An 18,927-nucleotide genomic window follows, 5' to 3' on the forward strand; every position below is an offset into this window, starting at 1 on the left:
CTCCGTGCCCGCCGGGTGCGCGCGAGGGATGAGCGAGGAGCGCAGCGACGAGCGAATCGGCTGGGGAGGCGTGTGGCTGTGCAGTGGCGGGGCGGGTGGGACTGAAAGGGGCCGCGGGGGCTTTCGAGGCAGTCGATGCACCCACCGAACCAACGACCGAGCCGAGACGGTCGAACCGACCGAAGAACCACCGGAATCACCCCGACGACCGACTCCGACACACGTAAACGGGGTCGGAGGGAAGACGCCGCCAATGAACGAGGACACCGACGACGGCGTCCCCGCGCCGCCGGAGCCGTCCGGGTCGGCCGGCGAGGGGAGCGTCCGCGTCGTCGGCACCGCCCACGTCTCCGAGGAGTCGGTCACCGAGGTCGAGGAGACCATCGAGGCGGAGCGGCCCGACGTCGTCGCGGTCGAACTCGACGAGGGACGCTACCGTCAGATGAAGGGCGAGACGCCCGACGACCTCGACCCGGGCGACCTGCTCCAGGGCAACACCGTCTTCCAGTTCCTCGCCTACTGGATGCTCTCGTACGTCCAGACGCGGATGGGCGACCGGTTCGACGTCGAACCCGGCGCGGAGATGATGGCCGCCGTCGAGACCGCAGAGGAGTTCGGCCTCGGCGTCGCGCTGGTCGACCGCGACATCCAGACCACCATCCAGCGGTTCTGGGCCCGGATGTCGGTCCTGGAGAAGGCCCGAATGGTCGGCGCACTGGCGTTCGGCGTCACCGACCCCAGGATCGCCGGCGTCGCCGTCGGGCTGGTCGTCGGCCTGCTGCTCGGTCCCGTCCTCGCGCTGTTCGGCGGGGCCGTCGGGCTCACCGACGCGCTGCTGGCGCAGGTGGCGACCGGCGCGTTCGCGGGCGTCGTTGTCGGCGTTCTGGCGAGCTATCTCGCGGCGGAACTCGGGCTGGACTCGACGACGGGCCTCTTCGGCAGCGTCGCCGCCGGCGCGGTCGGCGGCTCGGTCGTGTTCGTCACGGGCGCGGGCGCCGGTGCGGTCACCGGGCTGCTCTCGCCGTTCGTCGTCGGCGCGATCGGCAGCCTCGTCCTGGGCCTCGTCGTCGGAATCGGCGTCGGACTGCTCGCCGCGGCGACGATGAGCCTGACCGGCATCGGGCTGGCGAGCGAGGAGGAACTGGAGGAGATGGAGGGGTTCGACCCGGCCGAACTCACCGACACCGACGTGGTGAGCGCGATGATGGAGGAGTTCCGCCAGTTCTCCCCGGGCGGCGCGGAGGCGCTCATCGACGAGCGCGACGCGTTCATCGCCCACCGGCTCGTCGGCCTCCGGGAGGCCGGCTTCTCGGTCGTCGCCGTCGTCGGCGCGGGCCACCGCGAGGGGATCGAACGCTACCTCGCGGACCCGGCGACCATCCCCCCGATGGAGTCGATCACGGGGACGGCGAAATCCCGCGGCGTCCCCTGGGGGAAGGTCGTCGGCTACGGCGTCACCGTGGCGTTCCTCGCGTTCTTCCTCCTGCTGGCGATGGCGGGGGTCCGGAACGAACAGCTCCTCACGCTGTTTGCCGCGTGGTTCCTCATCAACGGCGTGTTCGCGGCCGGGCTGGCGAAGGCGGCCGGCGCGCGCTGGAGTTCCGCGGGCGTCGGCGGGCTGGTCGCCTGGATGACCTCCATCAACCCCGCGCTCGCGCCCGGCTGGTTCACCGGCTACATGGAACTGCGCCACCTGACCGTCAACGTCGCCGACATCGGCCGGCTGAACGAACTGCTCGCCGACGAAACGCGCCCCATCGGCGACGTCCTGCGCGACATGCTCGACGTGCCGCTGTTCAAGCTCATCGTCATCGTGGCGATGACGAACATCGGGAGCATCATCGCCACCGTGCTGTTCGGGCTGTACGTGCTCCCGCAGTTCTCCAGCAGCTTCGACGCCGGCGTCACACGGCTCATGCTGGAGGGGGCACGCGAGAGCGCCCGCATCGTCTGGACGACGGTCCGGGGGGTGCTCGCGTGAACGGGCTCTCGTTTTCCGCCCCGGAGCGCCGGGACCTGCTCGTCGCGTGGCTGGCGCTCGGACTCGCGTTCGCGCTCTTCTTCATCGGCGGCGGCCCGGCGGTCATCGCGGCGCTCTCCTCCGGGGGCCTCGGGGGGCTCGCCACGGCGTTCGTGATCAGCCTGCTCACGGCGGGCGTCGGCTTCCTGCTGCACGAACTCGCCCACAAGGTCGTCGCGGTACGATACGGCCAGCGGGCGGCGTTCCGAGCCGACTACGGCATGCTGTTTCTCGCCGTCGTCTCGGCGCTCGCGGGGTTCCTCTTTGCCGCGCCGGGCGCGGTCCACCACCAGGGACGGATCACGAAGCGCGAACACGGGCTCATCGCGCTCGCCGGGCCGGCCGTCAACGTGGTTCTCGGAACGCTGTTCCTCCCGATCCTGCTGCTCGCCCCCTCGGGGAGCGGACCGCTCGCGCTGATCGGCTCGTACGGCGTCGCGGTGAACTACCTGCTCGGCGCGTTCAACCTCATCCCCTTCGGCCCGCTCGACGGCGCGACCGTCCGCTCGTGGAGCACCCCGATCTGGTTCGTCAGCTTCCTCGTCTGTGCGGCGCTCGCGGTGTTCTTCGGGTTCGCCGCGCTGCCGTAGGGGTGCGATGGCGGCCCGCCGCACGTTGCCACCATGGGCCAAACCTAACCAACTGGTTCCCGTAGAGGCCCCCATGGAGAGCGTGAACCCGGCGACCGGCGAGACGGTCGGCAGCTACGAGGAACCGAGCGACGGGGAGGTCGAGGCGGCGCTCGAAACGGCGACCGAGACGTTCGAATCCTGGCGCGGGACCACCGTCCAGCACCGGGCCGACCTGCTGGTGGACGCGGGCGACCTGCTCCGCGAGCGCGTCGACGAGTACGCCGAACTGATGACCCGCGAGATGGGCAAACCCGTCTCACAGGCTCGGGCCGAGGTGCGAAAGTGCGCGACGCTGTGTGACTACTACGCCGAGCGCGCGGACGAACAGCTCGCGGACGAGGTGATCGGTAGCGAGTCCGACGCCCACACGCTCGTCTCTTACGAACCGCTCGGGCCGGTGCTCGCGGTGATGCCCTGGAACTTCCCGTTCTGGCAGGTGTTCCGCTTTGCCGTGCCGAACCTCGCCGCCGGCAACGTCGGCCTCCTGAAACACGCCTCGAACGTCCCCGGCTGTGCGCGCGCCATCGAGGAAGTGTTCCACGACGCGGGGTTCCCCGAGGGGTCGTTTCGGACGCTGCTCGTCGGCTCCGGGGAGATCGACGCCATCCTCGAGGACGAGCGTGTCCGGGCGGCGACGCTCACCGGGAGCGTGGGCGCCGGCCGCGCCGTCGCCGAGAAGGCGGGCGCGGAACTGAAGAAGACGGTGCTCGAACTCGGCGGCAGCGACCCGTTCGTCGTCCTTGACGACGCCCCCATGGACCGCACGGTGGGGAGCGCCGTCTACGGTCGCTGTCAGAACAACGGCGAGTCCTGCATCGCCGCCAAGCGGTTCATCGTCGCCGACGAGGTGTACGACGAGTTCCTCGACCGGTTCGTCGCGGAGATGGCGGACCTGACGATCGGTGACCCGCTCGAGGAAGGCACCGACATCGGGCCGATGGCCCAGCAGGGACTCATGGAAGAACTGCACGAGCAGGTCGAGGCCACCGTGGCCGCCGGCGCGACGGTCCACACCGGCGGCGAGCCGATGGACCGGGAGGGATCGTACTACCCGCCGACGGTGCTCTCGGACGTCCCCCCCGGCTCGCCCGCGGACACCGAGGAACTGTTCGGTCCGGTCGCCTCGGTCTGGCGGGTCGAGAGCGAGGCGGAGGCCGTCGAACTGGCGAACGACTCGCGGTTCGGCCTCGGCGCAAGCGTCTGGACCGACGACCCCGAACGGGGGGAACGGGTCGCCAGGCAGTTGGAGGCCGGCTGCTGTTTCGTCAACGAGATCGTGAAGTCCGACCCGCGGCTCCCGTTCGGCGGCGTGAAGGAGTCGGGGTACGGCCGCGAACTCTCCCGACACGGCATCCGGGAGTTCCTCAACCGGAAGACGGTCTGGGTCCAGCACGGGGACTCCTCGACCGGACTCGACTCCCTGTCGGAATGACGGTCGCGGACCTGGTCGTCGACTGTCTCGAGGCGGAGGGCGTCGAGTACGTGTTCGGGCTGCCGGGCGAGGAACTGGAGGACCTGCTGTTCGCGCTCGAGGACTCGTCGGTGACGTTCGTCCCGACGCGCCACGAGCAGGGCGCGGCGTTCATGGCGAACGTCCACGGGCGGCTGACCGGCGAGGCGGGCGTCTGTCTCGCCACGCTCGGCCCGGGCGCGACGAACCTCATCACCGGCGTCGCCGACGCGCAACTGGACAAGGCGCCACTGGTCGCCATCACCGGACAGGGCGGGCGCGAACGGCTCCACAAGGAGAGCCACCAGCGGCTCGACGTCGTCCACGCGTTCGAGCCGCTCGTGAAGTGGAACGCACAGCTCTCGGACCCGGCCGCGACGACCGAGACGGTCCGCAAGGCGTTCAAGGTGGCCGAACACGAGAAGCCCGGCGCGACACACGTCGAGGTGCCCGAGGACGTCGCTGGCGAGGCGGTCGATGGCGAACCGCTGGCCGACCACGGCCCGGTCGCGCGACCGGCGCCCGACGACGAGGCACTCGCCTCGGCCGTCGAGACGCTCGAGGGAGCAGAGCGACCGCTCGTGCTGGCCGGGAACGGCGCGGTCCGGACGAACGCGGCCAGCGCGCTCCGCTCGTTCGTCGACGCGACTGGGATGCCGGTCGTGGCGACGTACATGGGAAAGGGCGCCATCTCGGACCGCGACGAGCGCTCGCTGATGACGCTCGACTCCGGGCCGGAGTCGGCCGCGGGCGGCGCCGTCGAGCGGGCCGACTGCGTGCTCGCGATCGGCTACGACATCGCCGAGCACGACCCGTCGGGCTGGAACCCCGGCGGCGAGAAGACGGTCGTCCACGTCGACGCCGAACCCGCCGAGGTGTACGCCGACTACACGCCCGAGGTGGAACTGCTCGCCGACCCGACTGCGGCGCTGGACCGGCTGGCCGACAGCATCGACAGCCAGTGGGACGCCTGGTGCGTCGACGCCCACGAGACGGTGTACGAGCACGCGACGCGGACGCCCGACCCCGGGGACACGGTGTCGGTGAGCAACACGCTCCCGATCCTGCGGGAGGCGATGGCCGACAGCGACGTGCTCGTCTCGGACGTGGGCAGCCACAAGCTCGCCATCGCGCGCGAGTTCCCGACGTACGAACCGGGCAGGTGCGTCATCTCGAACGGCCTCGCGAGCATGGGCATCGCGGTCCCTGGCGGCCTCGCCGCCGACCTCGCGCTGGAGGACGACGTGGTCGTGGCGACGGGCGACGGCGGGTTCCTGATGAACGCCGCGGAACTGGAGACGGCGACGCGGCTCGGCTGTTCGTTCACGGTCGTCGTCTACCGCGACGGCGAGTACGGCGTCGTCGCCGAACACCAGGAGCAGCATCGCGGCGAGTCGGTCGGCGTCCGCTTCGACAACCCCGACCTCGTCGCGTTCGCGGAGAGTTTCGGCGTCGATGCGACCCGGGCGGAGTCGCTCGACGAGTTCGGCGACGCCGTCGACGCGACCGAGTCGGACGAGCTTTCCCTGATCGAGGTCGTCCTGTCGGACCCGCCGGACCGGCGGGCGTGACGGCGAGTCCCGGCGGGGCGACCAGACGCCGTGCGGACGGCGCGCGGCGGCCAAGCGAAGCGCGGCCGCTCGTGCGAGGGACGAGAAGCGCAGCGAACGAGCGAAGCGAGTGAGTGAGCATCGCAGGAGGCTGGGGAGGGCGAGGTCCGGTGGCGGCGCGGGGTGGGACTGAAAGGGGCCGCGGCTGTCGGCGAACCCCGACCCCTCAAGCACCGCAGGAACGAGGCCGAAGGCCGAGTGACGAGGAGCGCAGCGTGGGTCGCGGGAGCCGACAGCCGCGGGGGCTTTCGAGACAGGCTGAGCGACCGACGGAGAACACACATTCCGGTTCACAGCGTAGCGGGTCGGAGGGCTTTTGCCCCGCCGCACCGCCCCCGAGAGCATGGGAGACGACGGCGGGAACGGAGACGCCGAGAACGCCGAGGAAACCGACACTGACGTCGAGGAACTCACCTACGCCGGCGCTGGCGTGGACATCGACGCCAGCGAGGCCGCGACCGCGGCGCTCGTCGGCGCGGCGAACGCCGGCGACGACACGGAAACCGAGAGCGACTACGCGGGCCTGCTCGACATCGGCGACCGCTACCTCGCGCTGGCGACCGACGGCGTCGGGACGAAGCTGCTCGTCGCGGAGGCGCTGGGCGACTACTCGACGGTCGGCATCGACTGCATCGCCATGAACGCGAACGACCTCGTCGCCGCCGGCGTTCGCCCGGTCGCGTTCGTCGACTACCTCGCGGTCGACGACCCGGACGAGGCGTTCGCCGAGCAGGTCGGCGAGGGGCTCCGCGCCGGCGCCGAGGCGGCCGACCTCGCGCTGGTCGGCGGCGAGACGGCGGTGATGCCCGAGGTCGTGAAGGGGCTCGACCTGGCGGGCACCTGCGCGGGGCTCGCCCGGAAGGACGCCGTCTTCGCCGGCGAGGCGGAGGCGGGCGACGCGCTCGTCGGGTGGGAATCCTCGGGCATCCACTCGAACGGGCTGACGCTGGCCCGCGAGGCGGTGACGCGGGAGGGCGACTACACCGACCCGTGTCCGTTCGAGGGCTACGACACCGTGGGCGCGGCGCTGCTCGAACCGACGCGGCTCTACATGGACCTGCTCGACCCGATGCGCGAGCACGGCGTCCGCGCTGCCGCGCACGTGACCGGCGGCGGGTGGACGAACCTCGACCGCCTCGGCACGTTCCGCTACGAGATCGACGACCCGTGGCCGGTCCAGCCCGTGTTCGACCTCGTGCAGGAGCGGGGCAACGTGAGCGACGGGGAGATGCACCGGACGTTCAACATGGGGACCGGCTTCGTCGCGGCGCTGGACCCGGACGCCGCCGAGTCGCTTGCGGTCGCGACCGACGGTCGGGTGATCGGTCGCGTCGAGGAGGGCGACGGCGTGTCGATTCGCGGCATGAAGCTGTAAGCGGTCTGTCCCGTGAGGAGACTGTCCGCGAGTCAGGGCGTCACGACGAGCTTGCCGACCGCCTCGCGGTCTTCCATCGCCGCGAAGGCCGCACCCGTCTCCTCGAGCGGGAACGTCTCGTCCACGACCGGCGAGAGGTCGCCCCCGGCGACGAGTTCGACGAGCCGCCGCAGGTCGTGCTGGGTCCCCATCGTGCTCCCGACGATCCGCTTGTGTCGGAGGAACAGGTCGGCCACCCTGACCGTCGACGTGCCGCCGGCCGTTCGGCCACAGACGGCCATGGTGCCGCCGCGGCGGAGGACGGCCTGGCCGAGTCCGGTGAACTCGCCGCCGAGGTGGTTGATGACGGCGTCGACCTTCCCGTCCGCCTCGACGCGTTCGCGGATCTCGCCCGCGTCGACCGATCGGATCCCGCGGTCGAGCCCCAGGTCGCGCACCCGGTCGAGCTTCGCCGCGGACGAGGACGTGCCGACGCTGCGCGCCCCGAGGACGTCACAGAGCTGGACGGCGGCCAGTCCGACGCCCCCGGTCGCGCCGGGGACGAACACGCGGTCGCCCGGGCCGACGTCGGCCCGCCGGAGCATCCGGAACGCGGTCACGTACGCCGTCGGCAACGCGGCCGCGGTCGCCGCCGCCACGCCGTCGGGGAGGGGGAGCAGCCGGTCGGCGCGGACGAGCGCGGACTCCGCGAGCCCGCCGTGGTACAGCGAGAACTCCCGACACTGGCTCTCGGGGCCTTCCCGGCAGTGCCGGCAGGTGCCACAGGTCTGGTTCGGACAGAGGACGACCCTCTCCCCGGGGGAGACGGTCGAGACGTCGTCGCCGACGTCCCGGACGACTCCCGCGACGTCGAGGCCGCTGACGAACGGCAGGTCGGCGGCATCGACCATCGCGGAGTCGCCCTGGAGGATCCAGAGGTCGTGGCGGTTGATCGAGCAGGCTTCCACGTCGACGATCGCCTCGCCGGTGCCGGGCTCGGGCGTCTCTCGGTCGATCAGGGTCACGCCGTCGGGACCGATCAGGTCCGTGAACGCTGCGGCTCGCATCGGTCGGTAGACGGAGGGGGATCGGAAGTCAGTGTCGCCGGTTCGGGCCGACCGGTCGCGCGGTCGGGATCGCCAACCCTACGAGAGCTGTGCTGCCAGGTCAGCCTCGGTGATGATCCCCACGGCCTCGCCGCCGTCGGTCACCATCACGGCCTTGTAGTGGTCGAGCAGGTTCCTGATCTCGTCGACCGTCGCGTCGGTGCCGACCGTCGGGAACGACTCCGACATCACCTCGCCGACCGGCAGGTCGCCGGCGTCCTCGCCGGCGTGGATGACGTCCGACTGCGAGATGGAGCCGACCGGGATGCCGGCCTGGAGCACCGGGAGCTGTGAGTACGCCTCGGCGTCCATCTCCTCGACCGCCTCGCGGACGCTGTCGTCGGGCGCGACGCTGATGATCTCCTCGTGCATCAGATCCCGCGCACGGACCACGTCGCCCTCGACCTCGTCGAGCGCCTCGACGATGCCCCGCAGCGTCGAGAGTCGCGGGTCGACGTCGCCGCCCTCGATCCGGGCGATGAGGGGCTGGGAGACGCCGGCGCGCTCGGCCAGCGCCGACTGAGTCAAGTCGAGGGCCGTGCGCCGTTCGCGCAGGTCCTGTGGCGTCGGGAGTTCCATACCGGCCACATAACTTCGGGTAATTAAAAGCGTTCGGTCGCCGTCGGTTCCGTCCGACCGGCCGGTCGCTCCGGGCGCTTACTCGTCGGTCTCGTCCTCGCCCTCGGTCTCGATGACCTCGATGACGTCGAGGGGGACGTCCCGGAGCGCGCCGCCGACCTCGCTCTTGGCGATGCGGCTCGCGTGCTCCTCGCCGTCGGCGTTGAAGATCTCGATCTCCAGCATCAGGCCGACGAGCGACGTGCTCGCGGCGATGAACGCCGAGTCGAACGGCTCGCCGCAGGCGGGACAGCCCGTCGCGCCGACGTCGACCTCGACGTACTCCTTGTCCTGCTGGTTGAGACGCTTGCCCGCCTCGCTGACCGCCACGCCGATGGCGTCGTCGATGTCCTCCACGTCACGGACCAACCATGCCGCTTCGAGGGCGACCAGGTAGTTGCTCATGGCCGTAGGAGGGGCGGCGGGGTTTCGACTCTTGTGGTTCGCTCGCCCCCGTGTGAGGCACCGACAGGGCGGTTTCGGCGAACGCGGCCCGACCCGACACGTCGCCGCTCGCGGCGCGGACGCCGCGACGTGGGAACGCAGACCCCATCCCGGCGTTCCCCGTAAGTTACGCCGATAACGCGCGTTGGCGTCGGCGAAGCACCGGTTCGTTGGCCGGGCCGAGCGAAACTCACATGATCGACCGGGATGATCCGGACAAATCGCAAGCGGGCGTCGAACTCAAACCCGATAGTCGAGGCGATACAGTTATATATGCAGCCGGGTTCCCATCCGGCCACGCAATGACCGCGACCGACACGGCCCGGCGCGCCGGGCTGTTCACCCTACACCAGTTCACCGTCCTTACCGGGATCCTGCTGTTCCCGCTCGTGCTCGCCACGCGGCGGGCGGGCGTCAGGCTCGGCCTCGACCGCCTCGTCGCGCGGATCTCTCGCGCGTACAGCGAACAGCGCGACCGACGGTAGGCTGGGACGAACCGGACGAGCCGACCCCGCCGGTTCTGGAAGGAATGACTTTATCAGCGCCGACCGCCAACCGAGTGGTAATGCGACCATCCGGCGATATGGCCGACCTCGACCCGCTCGGTGGCGACGAGACCGTCTTCGGTCCGGAACTCGGCGAGTTCCCGAACGCCGACCAGCGGGCCAAGGCTGCCGACACGGGTGAAGGGATGAAGACCGGCACGACGACCGTCGGCATCAGGACCGACGAGGGCGTCGTCCTCGCGACCGACATGCGCGCATCGCTCGGCCGCATGGTCTCCTCGAAGGACGTCCAGAAGGTCGAACAGATCCACCCGCGCGGCGCGCTCACCATCGCCGGGTCGGTCTCGGCCGCACAGAACCTCATCCAGACCCTGAAGGCCGAAACGAACCTCTACGAGGCGCGCCGGAGCAAGGAGATGAGCATGCGCGCGCTCTCGACGCTGACCGGGAACCTCCTGCGCTCTGGCGCCTTCTACGTCGTCCAGCCCATCCTCGGCGGCGTCGACGAGGAGGGCCCCCACGTCTACTCCATCGACCCGGCCGGCGGCATGACCGAGGAGGAGTACACCGTCACCGGCTCGGGCAGCCAGTACGCGCTCGGCGTGCTCGAACAGGAGTACAGCGACGACCTCACCGTCGGCGACGCGGAGGCCGTCGCGGCCCGCGCGATCAAGTCCGCCGTCGAGCGCGACCTGGCCTCGGGCAACGGCATCAACGTCGCCGTCGTCACCGAGGACGGCGTCGAGATCTCCCGGCACAAGGACATCGACGCGCTGCTCGGCGCGGAAGCCTGATCGGGTAGCCGACCCACGACCCCGGGCCGCTTCGTTTCCGATCCGATCAGAAGTCACCCAGCGTCGCCTGTCCCTTCCTGAGCGCCGTTGCCCGGAACCCCCTGCGCGTCAACTCGGTCGCCAGTTCGTCCGTCGAGCCGTGCATCGTGTACACCTCGTCCGGGTCCGCGACCTCGACGAGCGCGCACAGCTCCGGGAAGTCGCAGTGGTCCGACAGCGCGAACGTCGCGTCGTAGTTTCCGCGGTAGCGGAACGAGTCGTCGATCGCCCATCCGGAGAAGCCGGCAGCGAGCGCGCCCCGCTCGGTCCGCAGTCGCTCGGCGAGCGAGCGCGTGGCCCGCCCGCGCGGGAGGACGAGCGCGTCGCCGGGCCCCAGGCCCGCGGGGCTCGAACCCGCGGGGCCGGAACCCCCGGAAGCGGCGTCCGCGTCCCACACCGCCGCGTCGAACGTCGCGTCGACGTGTGGAGCCAGTGCGTCGGTGATCCGCGCGACGGACTCGGTGACGAACACCCGCTCGCGGTCGCTTTCGGCCGCGAGCACCTGCAGTTTCTGCGCGCGGCCGAGCGAGTAGCCGAACAGCAGGACGGGGCGGTCCATCGTGTCGGCCAGCCAGTCGTGGATCTCGCGTTCCACCTCGGCCTGTGGCGGGAGGACGTACTCGGGGCTCCCGTACGTCGCCTCGACCACGAGTACGTCGACGTCCGGCGGATCGAAGCCGTCGAGGTAGAGCCGGTCCCGCGTCGAGACGTCGCCCGTGACGCAGTAGCGCGTCCCGTCCGGGTCGGTGATCACGGCCGCCCTGGAGCCGGCGACGTGACCGGCGTTCACGAGTCCGACGCGGGGGTCGTCCGTGCGTTCGACGTCCGCCGACGGGCGGCGCTCCCGCGCGATGTCGGCGGTCGCGGCCGAGCAGACGACGGGGCCCGGGTTCCCGCGGAACAGGTGGTCGCCGTGCGCGTGAGTCAGCACGTTCACGTCGCCGTCGGGCGAGCCGGCGTCGACGACGACGCTCGTCCCGTCCGAGAGGTCGACGTGGACGCCGTCGTGCAGCGAGACGCCGGTGTCGGTCACGCCTGGGGGGAGGGGGCCGACCGACAAGACGCTTCTCCGCGGGACGGAAGTGGACGTGAGTTCGCGGTCGCGCAGTCGCAGTTCACGGTCGCACCGCGGTCGTCCGCCGTCGCGCCGCGCGGGAAGTCCGGGTCGAACGCTTGGCTACCAGTCGGCAAAGCAGCCGTCCAGCAGCGTCTCGGACTGGCGGGCGACGTACTCGCGCTGCATCCCTCCGATTGCGTCCGCGAGCGGGAGTCCCTCGTCCAGCCGGTCGCGGACCCGTCGGCGCTTCCAGCCGGCCGGCGTCACGCCCGCCTCGGCCCGGTGTCGAAGCGGGGCGAGGTAGCGCTTGGCGGTCTCCTCGTCGCAGCCGGCGTCCTCCAGCCCCGCCTCGGCGTGCGAGAGGACGTCCTCGAACGCGCGCTCGCTGCTCGTCGTCTCCGCGCCGTCGGTCGTCAGCCACGTCAGGTCCGCGTCGATGCCGTCCTCGACGGCCGCGTAGAAGTTCGACTCGGCGACGTCCCAGTCGAGGTCGGCGACGGGGTGGCGGCGGCGCGGCAGGCTCTCCATCAGGCCGGCGAACGCCGCGAGGAACGCGACCGAGTCCCTGACGGTGGGCTGGGCCGGCAGCGGTCGGAACTCGATCCGTGCGTTCGCGGCAGAGCGGGTCGGGCCGTCGAACACCGGCCGGACCCAGCGCCAGAACGTGCCGTGTTTGCGCCGCAGCGTGGCGAACGCGTCGTCGAAGCGGTCGCCGTCCCCGGTCGGCATCGGGACGACCGTCTCGTCGGCGGCGATGCGGTCGACCGCCTCCGAGACCGTCTCGAGGTCGTCGGGGAACCGCACCTTGTCCTCGCTCACGCCCCGGTTGAGCACCGACTCGAACACCGGAACCCGGTTCTCGTGCCAGCCGTCGGCGACGATCTCCTCGGCGGTCGCGTCCGACTCGTAGAGGTCCGGCGGGAAGAACGGGGAGTTGACGCCGAGCGCGAGCAGCGGCCCGGCGATCCGCAGGCCCAGGTTGTGGTACGTCGGCACGTCGACGGCCGTCGGCACCTGGTAGTGGGGCTGGATCGACGTGATCAGGCTCTCCGGCATCACGGTGTCGGCGATCAGGTCGACGTGCGGGGCCTCGACCCGGAACGAGTCGGCGGCCGAGGGGCCGTTCGCCATCGCGTGGTACCGGACGGCGTCGCTCATGTTCGTGGCGACGCGGACGCCGTCGTCGAGGATAGAGTCGGTGAGGTACGCCCGGGCCGTCTCGCCCGCGGGCGGGATGGTCCAGAGCCCGTCGCTCACGAGCCGCATCCCCTCGGACGCGGTCGTTTCGAGCGCGGCCGACAGCCTGGCGCGAACCTCGGCGGTCTGGGCGCGCAGCCCGTTCGGGTTCAGCGGCTGCGGGCTCGTCGTCATCTCGGCGTTGTGGAAGCCGAGCTCCTTCTCGAAGCCGATCAGGTCGAGCAGCCGCCTGGGCACCCGGCAGAGCGCGTACGCCTGCTCGTCGGCCGCGTCGCCGCGCCAGCGCCCTTCCGAGACGGCGTAGAACTCGTACTCGAGGCCGACGATCGACTGGTGGTTGTCGAACGCGCCCTCCCCGATGAGCGCTTTCACCGTCTCGGCGTCGACGGCGGCCCGGTGGCTGAACTCCTCGGCGTCCACGTCGAGTACGTCCCCGACGCGCCCTGCGAAGTCGGCGTCCCCGTCTGCCATGGGCTGGGGTGGGCTCGCGTTCCCCTTGAACGCGTCGGGCGAATCGCGGTCGCCGCAGGTGAGAAGCGTTATGGTCGGCTCCGAGAGAGGTGGACCGATGCGATCGGTCGGACTCGTCCAGGCGATCCCGAACGAACCGCTCGAACCGGCCGCAGCCGGGAGCGTCGACGACACGGAGTTCTTCCGGCTGAAGCGCGAGTTCGCACGCACTAGCTACGACGACTGGCTCGTCCTCGCTGCCGACGCGGGCGTCCTCGGCCCGGCCGAGACGGTGACGCCGGACGGGACGACGATCGAGGGGATGGAGCCGGCGGCCCGGGCCCGGTGGGCGATGGACGTGGTCGGCGACGTCGCGGCGATCGTCCGCGAGCAGGAGTACGAGGAGGTGGCGGTCCTGGCGAGCCGAGCGATGCGGACCACGCTGAACGAGCGCGGCGGGTTCCGGACCCGGATCGGCTCGGCGGGCGCGAGCACGAGCGAGCCGCTGGCGGGCTTTGGCGGGGCCGAGCGGCAACAGCAGTGGCTGACCGAACAGCTCGAGATCAGGCGACGGGACCGCTCGTGAGCGCCGAGTCGGCGGATTTATTCGCCGCCACCGGCCAGCGTCGGTATGGACTTTGCGGCATTCGCGGAGCGGGCTGACGGGATCGAGGCCGAGGAGGCAGACCTCGGCACCGTCGGCCTCGTCGCCGACGCCCTCGCCGACGCGGACGCCGACCTGCCGGTCGTCGCGCGCTTCCTCCAGGGCAGGCTGTTTCCGGGCTGGGATACCCGGAAGCTCGCGGTCGGCCCGTCGCTGTGTTACGAGGCGATCGCCCGCGCCGCCGGCACGAACGTCACGGCCGACGACGTCGAGGACAGGCTGGCCGAGACGGGCGAGATCGGCGCGGTCGCCGCGAGCTACGAGTTCGGCGGCCAGACCGGCCTCGCAGCGTTCGGTGGCGGCGACGATGCCCGCGGGAGCAGTGCTGAGGAAGGCGGCGACGACGCCGACCGATCCGGCGACGGGAGAGGCGGGTCCCCCTCGGGAACCGATCTCACCGTCCGCGAGGTGGACGAGTCGTTTGAGCGGGTCGCCGCGGCAGAGGGCGTGGGGAGCGAGGACGTCCGCAGGGACACGCTGTTCGGCATGTTCAATCGCGCCTCCCCCGCGGAGGCGAAGTACCTCGCGCGGCTCGTCCTCGGCGAGATGCGGATCGGGGTGGGCGGGGGCACCGTCCGGGACGCCATCGCGGAGACGTTCCTCGACGCGAACGTGACGAGGCCGGTCGAGGAGCGCGAGGAGGACGACGGGACGGCCGAACTGGTCGCCGCCGTCGAGTCGGCACTGCAGGTGACGAACGACTACGGCCGCGTCGCTGAACTGGCACGGTCGGAGGGACTCGCGGGTCTCCACGACGTTTCGCTGGAGGTCGGCCGACCGGTTCGCGCGATGCTGGCACGGGCCGGGACGGTCACCGACGCGCTCGCGGAGTGGGACCGGGCCGCCGTCGAGACGAAGTACGACGGCGCACGCGTCCAGATCCACCACGACGGCGATTCGACCGCCGTGTACTCGCGGAACATGGAGGACGTGACCGACGCGCTCCCGGAACTGGTCGAACACGCCGAGGAGCACCTCGACGCCCCGGCGATCGTCGACGGCGAGGCGGTCGCGGTGGGCGAGGACGGCGAGCCGCTCCCGTTCCAGGAGATCCTCCGCCGCTTCCGCCGCAAGTACGACGTCGACCGGCTCCGCGAGGAGGTGTCCGTGGAGCTCCGGGCGTTCGACTGTCTCCACGCCGACGGGACGGACCTGCTGGACGCGCCGCTGACGGAACGTCACGAGCGGCTCTCCGAGGTGCTGGACGCCGGCGTCTCGGAGCTACTCGTCTCGGCGGCCCCCGACGAGATCGAGTCCCACGAGGCGGACGCGTTGACCGCGGGCCACGAGGGGATCATGCTGAAGAACCCGGACTCGACGTACTCGCCCGGCAAGCGCGGGAAGCACTGGCTCAAGCGCAAGCCGGACGTGGAGACGCTGGACCTGGTCGTCACCGGGGCCGAGTGGGGGGAAGGGCGCCGGGCGGAACTGCTGGGGACGTTCCTCCTCTCGGCCCGGAACGGCGAGGCGTACGAGACCATCGGGAAGGTCGCCACGGGCATCACGGACGAGCAACTCGTCGAGTTGACCGACCTGCTGGAACCGCACGTCGTCGACGAATCGGGGACCGACGTGGACCTCAGACCCGAGGTCGTGTTCGAGGTCGGCTACGAGGAGATCCAGGCGTCGCCGACGTACTCCTCGGGCTACGCGCTCCGCTTCCCGCGGTTCGTCGCGGTCCGCGAGGACAAGGAGCCGCCGGCGGCCGACTCGCTGGAGCGGGTCGAACGGCTCGCGGACGAACAGTAGTTCACCGCCCGTGGTCCACGGCACGGACGGCGGGACGCTCGATCCGGACGGCAAGAATCTTCACCCGACCGGACCGAGCGAACCCATGGACGTTCGCGCCGTCGCCGAGCATCCGATGGCCGCGCTGTTCTCGCTGGCGTTCGTCGTCGCGCTCGCCGCGACGGTCGCCGCCGCCGTTTCGGGCGGCTCGCAGGTCACGACGCTCAGACTCGCGGCGCTCACGACGGTCCTTCTCGCGTTCTCGGTCGGCTTCGCCGCCGAACCGCTCGGCGAGCGATACCTATAGACGGCGGCCGGTCGAACCGGGTGGTATGACGGTCAGACACGACGACCTCCGGGTGACGTGGTACGGCTACGCGACGGCGCGACTGGAGGCGACCGACGGCACGGTCGCCTACGTCGACCCCGGCCGCTACGGCGTGCTGACGGGCGAGTGGACTCCGCCCGGCGGCGGCAACCCGCGCGAGGCGGCACATCCCCGCGCGACCGACCACCGGCCGACCGACGCGGACCTCGTGCTCGTCACCCATGGCCACCACTACGACCCCGACGGCATCGAGCGCGTCGCCGCGGACGACGCGACCGTCGTCGCCTTCGAGGGCATCGACGCCGGCGACGTCGACAGGGACGTGAAGCCCGTCGACGAACTCCCGTTCGACGTGGTCCGGATCGGCGAGGCCGACCACGTCGCGGTCGACGGCGTCGGCGACGTCTGGTCCCTCCCGGCGTACAACGATCCAGACGGTCCCCACACGCAGGACGACGGCTCGGTGCTCCACCCCCGCGGGACCGGCGTCGGCTACCGGTTCACCCTCGGATCGGCGGGCACCTCGGTGTTCTGGCCCGGCGACTCCGACGCGCTGGACGCGTTCGCCGAACTCGACGTCTCGCTGTTTCTGGCCAACGTCTCGGGCACGGTCTGTATGAGCGCTCCTGAGGCGGCTGACCTGGCCGAGCGAATGGACCCGGACCTGGTCGTTCCCATCCACTACAACACCCAGTCGTTCCTCGAGGCGGACTCGGCCGCGTTCGCGGCCGACGTGGCGGGGCGGTCGGTTCCGGTCGCGCTCGACGAGTCGTCGTAGCCGAACGGACCGCGTAGCCACCAGTTGGTTGTCGGACGCGCAAGGGCTTTCCTCGTTCCCCGTCTCCCACCTGCCGTGGTCTCCCCCGCCCACGCCCCCCGGTTCTGTCCCGACTGCGGGACGCCGCCGAACGCGGCCGACCGCTTTTGTGCACAGTGTGGCCGCCACCTTCGACTCGACGATCCGACGGCCGCTTCCGCCGACGCCGACCCGGACGACATCGCCTGGCTCCGCAGGCGGGTCGAGGACTTCAGGGTCCGCGGCTGGGCGGTCGAACACGACCACGGCGACCGCGTCGTGCTGGTCGACAGGGGGTTCGGCTCGCTTCCGGTCCACCTCGTGTTGCTCGTGCTGACCGGCGGGTTCGGGAACCTGCTGTACGCCTGGTACCGCCGCACCTCCGGCGCGCCGCGTCGGGAGGTCCGCGCGGACGGAACCGAGCGCTCCTACTCCCACGACGCCGGACTCGGCGTGGACCCCTGGACGGCGGCGGGTGCCACCCTGGGGTTCCTGCTCGTGGTCGCGGCCGCGGTCACGTTCGCCGCGGGGGCCGCCTCGGTCACGTCCGGCCCGCTCACGCTGCTCTCGGGCGGGCTGTTCCTCGCCGTCGCGTTCGCCGTGACGCTCTTCCCGCTGGCCGCCCGGCAGGGCGACGTCCCGCGCTCGACCCACGGCCGGAAGCGGACGGTCACCACCGACCGCGTCCGGAACCCGCCCGAGCGCTGTGCCGCGTGTGGCGGTCGGGTCCGCTCGGGCGTCCGCCGCGGCTACGCCGACCGGTGGTATCTCGCGGGCCTCCCGCTCCGGACGTACGAGGAGGGGGAGAACGTCTACTGTCGGCACTGCTTCGAGGGCAGTGAGGGGCCGTCCCGGGACGGGACGTCGATGGAGGGGGAACCGGCGTCGGCCGATGCGGAATCGGCCGATGGGGAACCGGAATCGGTGGGCGGGACCCCGACGCCGGCGGACGGGAACGCGACGCGTGCCGACGCGGGGGCGGCCCGGCCGACCGAGACGGAACGGGAGCCCTGATCAGATGACGCCCATCTCATCGAGCCGCTCGGGGAGGTAGGTGTCGGTCACGAAGTCGAGCCCCTGCGCGGCGAGCGCCTGCTGTTCGGCCTTCTTGTCGATGTCGAGCTGGAGCTCGATCTGTTCCTCCCAGAAGTCGGTCTGGAAGCGCGGGTCCTCCAGTTCCGACTCGAGGGCGTTGACGTCGGAGTCCGAGAGCGGGTCGGTCGGCAGGTCGTAGTCGACGATGTCCTGCGGGCGGATGCCGACGTACTCGGCCTCGGGCGTGGCGAGATACTCCGAGAGGTGTGCCGACTTGATCGAGCCGTACGCGACGGAGCCGAAGATGCGGTAGGACCACGGGTCGCCGTCACAGAACACGACGACCGGGGCACCGAGTTCGTCGTGGAGGCGCTTCGTGATGCGCCGGGTCGCGCGCGCCGGCTGTCCCCCCAGGTGGACGACGAGACAGTCGTACTCGTCGTCGAACCCGTTCTCGACGAGCCGGTCGCGCATGCCGCCGGTCTCGACGCACATGACGAAGTCGACGTCGTGATCGAGGAACTCGATCGTGTCCGGGTTGTTGGGGATCTGGTAGCCCCCCTGCCCGACGTCGTCCTGACAGTGGATCTCGCGGTCGCCCCGCCGGGTCTGCTCGCGGAGGCGGAGCGGGCCCATCAGCTTCGCGCCCGACTCCTCCGGGCGCATGTGGAAGTCCTCGCGGGTGACTTCCGAGACGATCTCCAGGTCCTCGACGAGCTGGTTCGACTCGTCCTGGCTGGTGAACTGCGCCTCCTCGGAGTCCCACGACTCGCTGAGGTAGTACAGCTCACGCAGGGTGGACGAGCGGTCCTCCTCGAGCTGCTGGTCGAGGAAGTCGACCGTGTAGATCGCTCGGAGGAGCTTGCGGGCCCCGCGGACCGAGTTGGCGGTCCGCGAGGAGGTGCGGTCGCCGTACACCCAGACGTCGCTCTCCTCGTCGAAGACGATGTTGCTCTTGGTCCTGGTCGGCAGCGTCATCCGGGGGACGTCGCCGCCCTCGAACTGGTCGTAGAACTGTGCGGCGAGCTCCACGAGCTGTTCGCGGGCCCGCTCCTCGTTCAGCCGTGCGTTCGTCTCGGAATCCGAATCAGTGCTCATG

Annotated in this window: 18 protein-coding genes; 12 read left to right on the top strand and 6 right to left on the bottom strand. The window is 71.1% G+C overall.

What is annotated here, in order from left to right:
- Positions 1-253 precede the first annotated feature (253 nt).
- The 5 genes from RJT50_RS06455 to purM all read left to right on the top strand — a co-directional run bounded on the left by RJT50_RS06455 (position 254) and on the right by purM (position 7,087).
- The gene (locus tag RJT50_RS06455) at positions 254-1,981 is read left to right on the top strand and encodes a TraB/GumN family protein (protein WP_313695188.1); all 1,728 of its coding nucleotides are present in this window, start codon (positions 254-256) and stop codon (positions 1,979-1,981) included.
- On the top strand, positions 1,978-2,610 hold the full coding sequence (locus RJT50_RS06460; protein WP_313695190.1) for a zinc metalloprotease: 633 nt from the start codon (positions 1,978-1,980) through the stop codon (positions 2,608-2,610). Before RJT50_RS06455 ends, RJT50_RS06460 begins: the two co-directional genes overlap by 4 nt.
- A 73-nt stretch (positions 2,611-2,683) precedes the next feature.
- The gene (locus RJT50_RS06465) at positions 2,684-4,084 is read left to right on the top strand and encodes an NAD-dependent succinate-semialdehyde dehydrogenase (protein ID WP_313695191.1); all 1,401 of its coding nucleotides are present in this window, start codon (positions 2,684-2,686) and stop codon (positions 4,082-4,084) included.
- Complete coding sequence (locus RJT50_RS06470) at positions 4,081-5,673, top strand: acetolactate synthase large subunit (protein WP_313695194.1); 1,593 nt, start codon at positions 4,081-4,083, stop codon at positions 5,671-5,673. The genes RJT50_RS06465 and RJT50_RS06470 overlap by 4 nt, the downstream gene beginning before the upstream one ends.
- 382 nt (positions 5,674-6,055) lie before the next feature.
- Positions 6,056-7,087: a phosphoribosylformylglycinamidine cyclo-ligase gene (purM, locus tag RJT50_RS06475; protein WP_313695195.1), complete on the top strand. Its 1,032-nt coding sequence runs from the start codon at positions 6,056-6,058 to the stop codon at positions 7,085-7,087.
- 32 nt (positions 7,088-7,119) lie between these two features.
- Here the strand turns inward: purM and RJT50_RS06480 are convergent, their stop codons facing one another.
- The 3 genes from RJT50_RS06480 to RJT50_RS06490 form a co-directional block, all read right to left on the bottom strand.
- Positions 7,120-8,133 (bottom strand): alcohol dehydrogenase catalytic domain-containing protein, encoded by a 1,014-nt coding sequence (locus RJT50_RS06480; protein ID WP_313695196.1) that lies wholly within the window; start codon positions 8,131-8,133, stop codon positions 7,120-7,122.
- 78 nt (positions 8,134-8,211) lie between these two features.
- Positions 8,212-8,751, bottom strand: coding sequence for a CBS domain-containing protein (locus tag RJT50_RS06485; RefSeq protein ID WP_313695197.1), 540 nt, complete (start codon positions 8,749-8,751; stop codon positions 8,212-8,214).
- A 78-nt stretch (positions 8,752-8,829) separates the two neighbouring features.
- Positions 8,830-9,195 (bottom strand): DUF555 domain-containing protein, encoded by a 366-nt coding sequence (locus tag RJT50_RS06490; RefSeq protein WP_313695198.1) that lies wholly within the window; start codon positions 9,193-9,195, stop codon positions 8,830-8,832.
- A 341-nt stretch (positions 9,196-9,536) separates the two neighbouring features.
- Between RJT50_RS06490 and RJT50_RS06495 the strand changes: the two genes are divergently transcribed.
- A complete protein-coding gene (locus tag RJT50_RS06495) occupies positions 9,537-9,719 on the top strand; it encodes a hypothetical protein (protein WP_313695199.1) in 183 nt (60 codons plus the stop codon).
- 80 nt (positions 9,720-9,799) lie between these two features.
- The gene (gene psmB / locus RJT50_RS06500) at positions 9,800-10,534 is read left to right on the top strand and encodes an archaeal proteasome endopeptidase complex subunit beta (protein WP_425499711.1); all 735 of its coding nucleotides are present in this window, start codon (positions 9,800-9,802) and stop codon (positions 10,532-10,534) included.
- 46 nt (positions 10,535-10,580) lie between these two features.
- Here psmB and RJT50_RS06505 read toward each other — a convergent pair whose 3' ends face one another.
- Entirely contained in the window at positions 10,581-11,606 is a 1,026-nt protein-coding gene (locus RJT50_RS06505) for an mRNA 3'-end processing factor (protein WP_313695201.1), read from the bottom strand.
- A gap of 144 nt (positions 11,607-11,750) precedes the next feature.
- The gene (locus RJT50_RS06510; RefSeq protein WP_313695202.1) at positions 11,751-13,298 is read right to left on the bottom strand and encodes a glutamate-cysteine ligase family protein; all 1,548 of its coding nucleotides are present in this window, start codon (positions 13,296-13,298) and stop codon (positions 11,751-11,753) included.
- Positions 13,299-13,395: 97 nt separating this feature from the next.
- Here RJT50_RS06510 and RJT50_RS06515 point away from each other — a divergent pair, with 97 nt between their 5' ends.
- The 5 genes from RJT50_RS06515 to RJT50_RS06535 all read left to right on the top strand — a co-directional run bounded on the left by RJT50_RS06515 (position 13,396) and on the right by RJT50_RS06535 (position 17,807).
- Entirely contained in the window at positions 13,396-13,863 is a 468-nt protein-coding gene (locus tag RJT50_RS06515; RefSeq protein ID WP_313695203.1) for a DUF6884 domain-containing protein, read from the top strand.
- A gap of 45 nt (positions 13,864-13,908) precedes the next feature.
- Positions 13,909-15,690 carry an ATP-dependent DNA ligase gene (locus tag RJT50_RS06520; RefSeq protein WP_313695204.1) on the top strand — a complete coding sequence of 594 codons (1,782 nt, stop codon included), beginning with the start codon at positions 13,909-13,911 and terminating at the stop codon, positions 15,688-15,690.
- An 85-nt stretch (positions 15,691-15,775) separates the two neighbouring features.
- On the top strand, positions 15,776-15,976 hold the full coding sequence (locus tag RJT50_RS06525; RefSeq protein WP_313695205.1) for a hypothetical protein: 201 nt from the start codon (positions 15,776-15,778) through the stop codon (positions 15,974-15,976).
- A gap of 25 nt (positions 15,977-16,001) precedes the next feature.
- Positions 16,002-16,775 (top strand): MBL fold metallo-hydrolase, encoded by a 774-nt coding sequence (locus tag RJT50_RS06530; protein WP_313695206.1) that lies wholly within the window; start codon positions 16,002-16,004, stop codon positions 16,773-16,775.
- A 75-nt stretch (positions 16,776-16,850) separates the two neighbouring features.
- The gene (locus RJT50_RS06535) at positions 16,851-17,807 is read left to right on the top strand and encodes a DUF8108 domain-containing protein (protein WP_313695207.1); all 957 of its coding nucleotides are present in this window, start codon (positions 16,851-16,853) and stop codon (positions 17,805-17,807) included.
- Here RJT50_RS06535 and RJT50_RS06540 read toward each other — a convergent pair whose 3' ends face one another.
- On the bottom strand, positions 17,808-18,926 hold the full coding sequence (locus RJT50_RS06540; RefSeq protein ID WP_313695208.1) for a DNA topoisomerase IV subunit A: 1,119 nt from the start codon (positions 18,924-18,926) through the stop codon (positions 17,808-17,810).
- Between the last annotated feature and the right edge of the window lies 1 nt (position 18,927).

Source organism: Halobaculum sp. XH14 (assembly GCF_032116555.1).
In the GTDB taxonomy this organism is placed as follows: domain Archaea; phylum Halobacteriota; class Halobacteria; order Halobacteriales; family Haloferacaceae; genus Halorarum; species Halorarum halobium.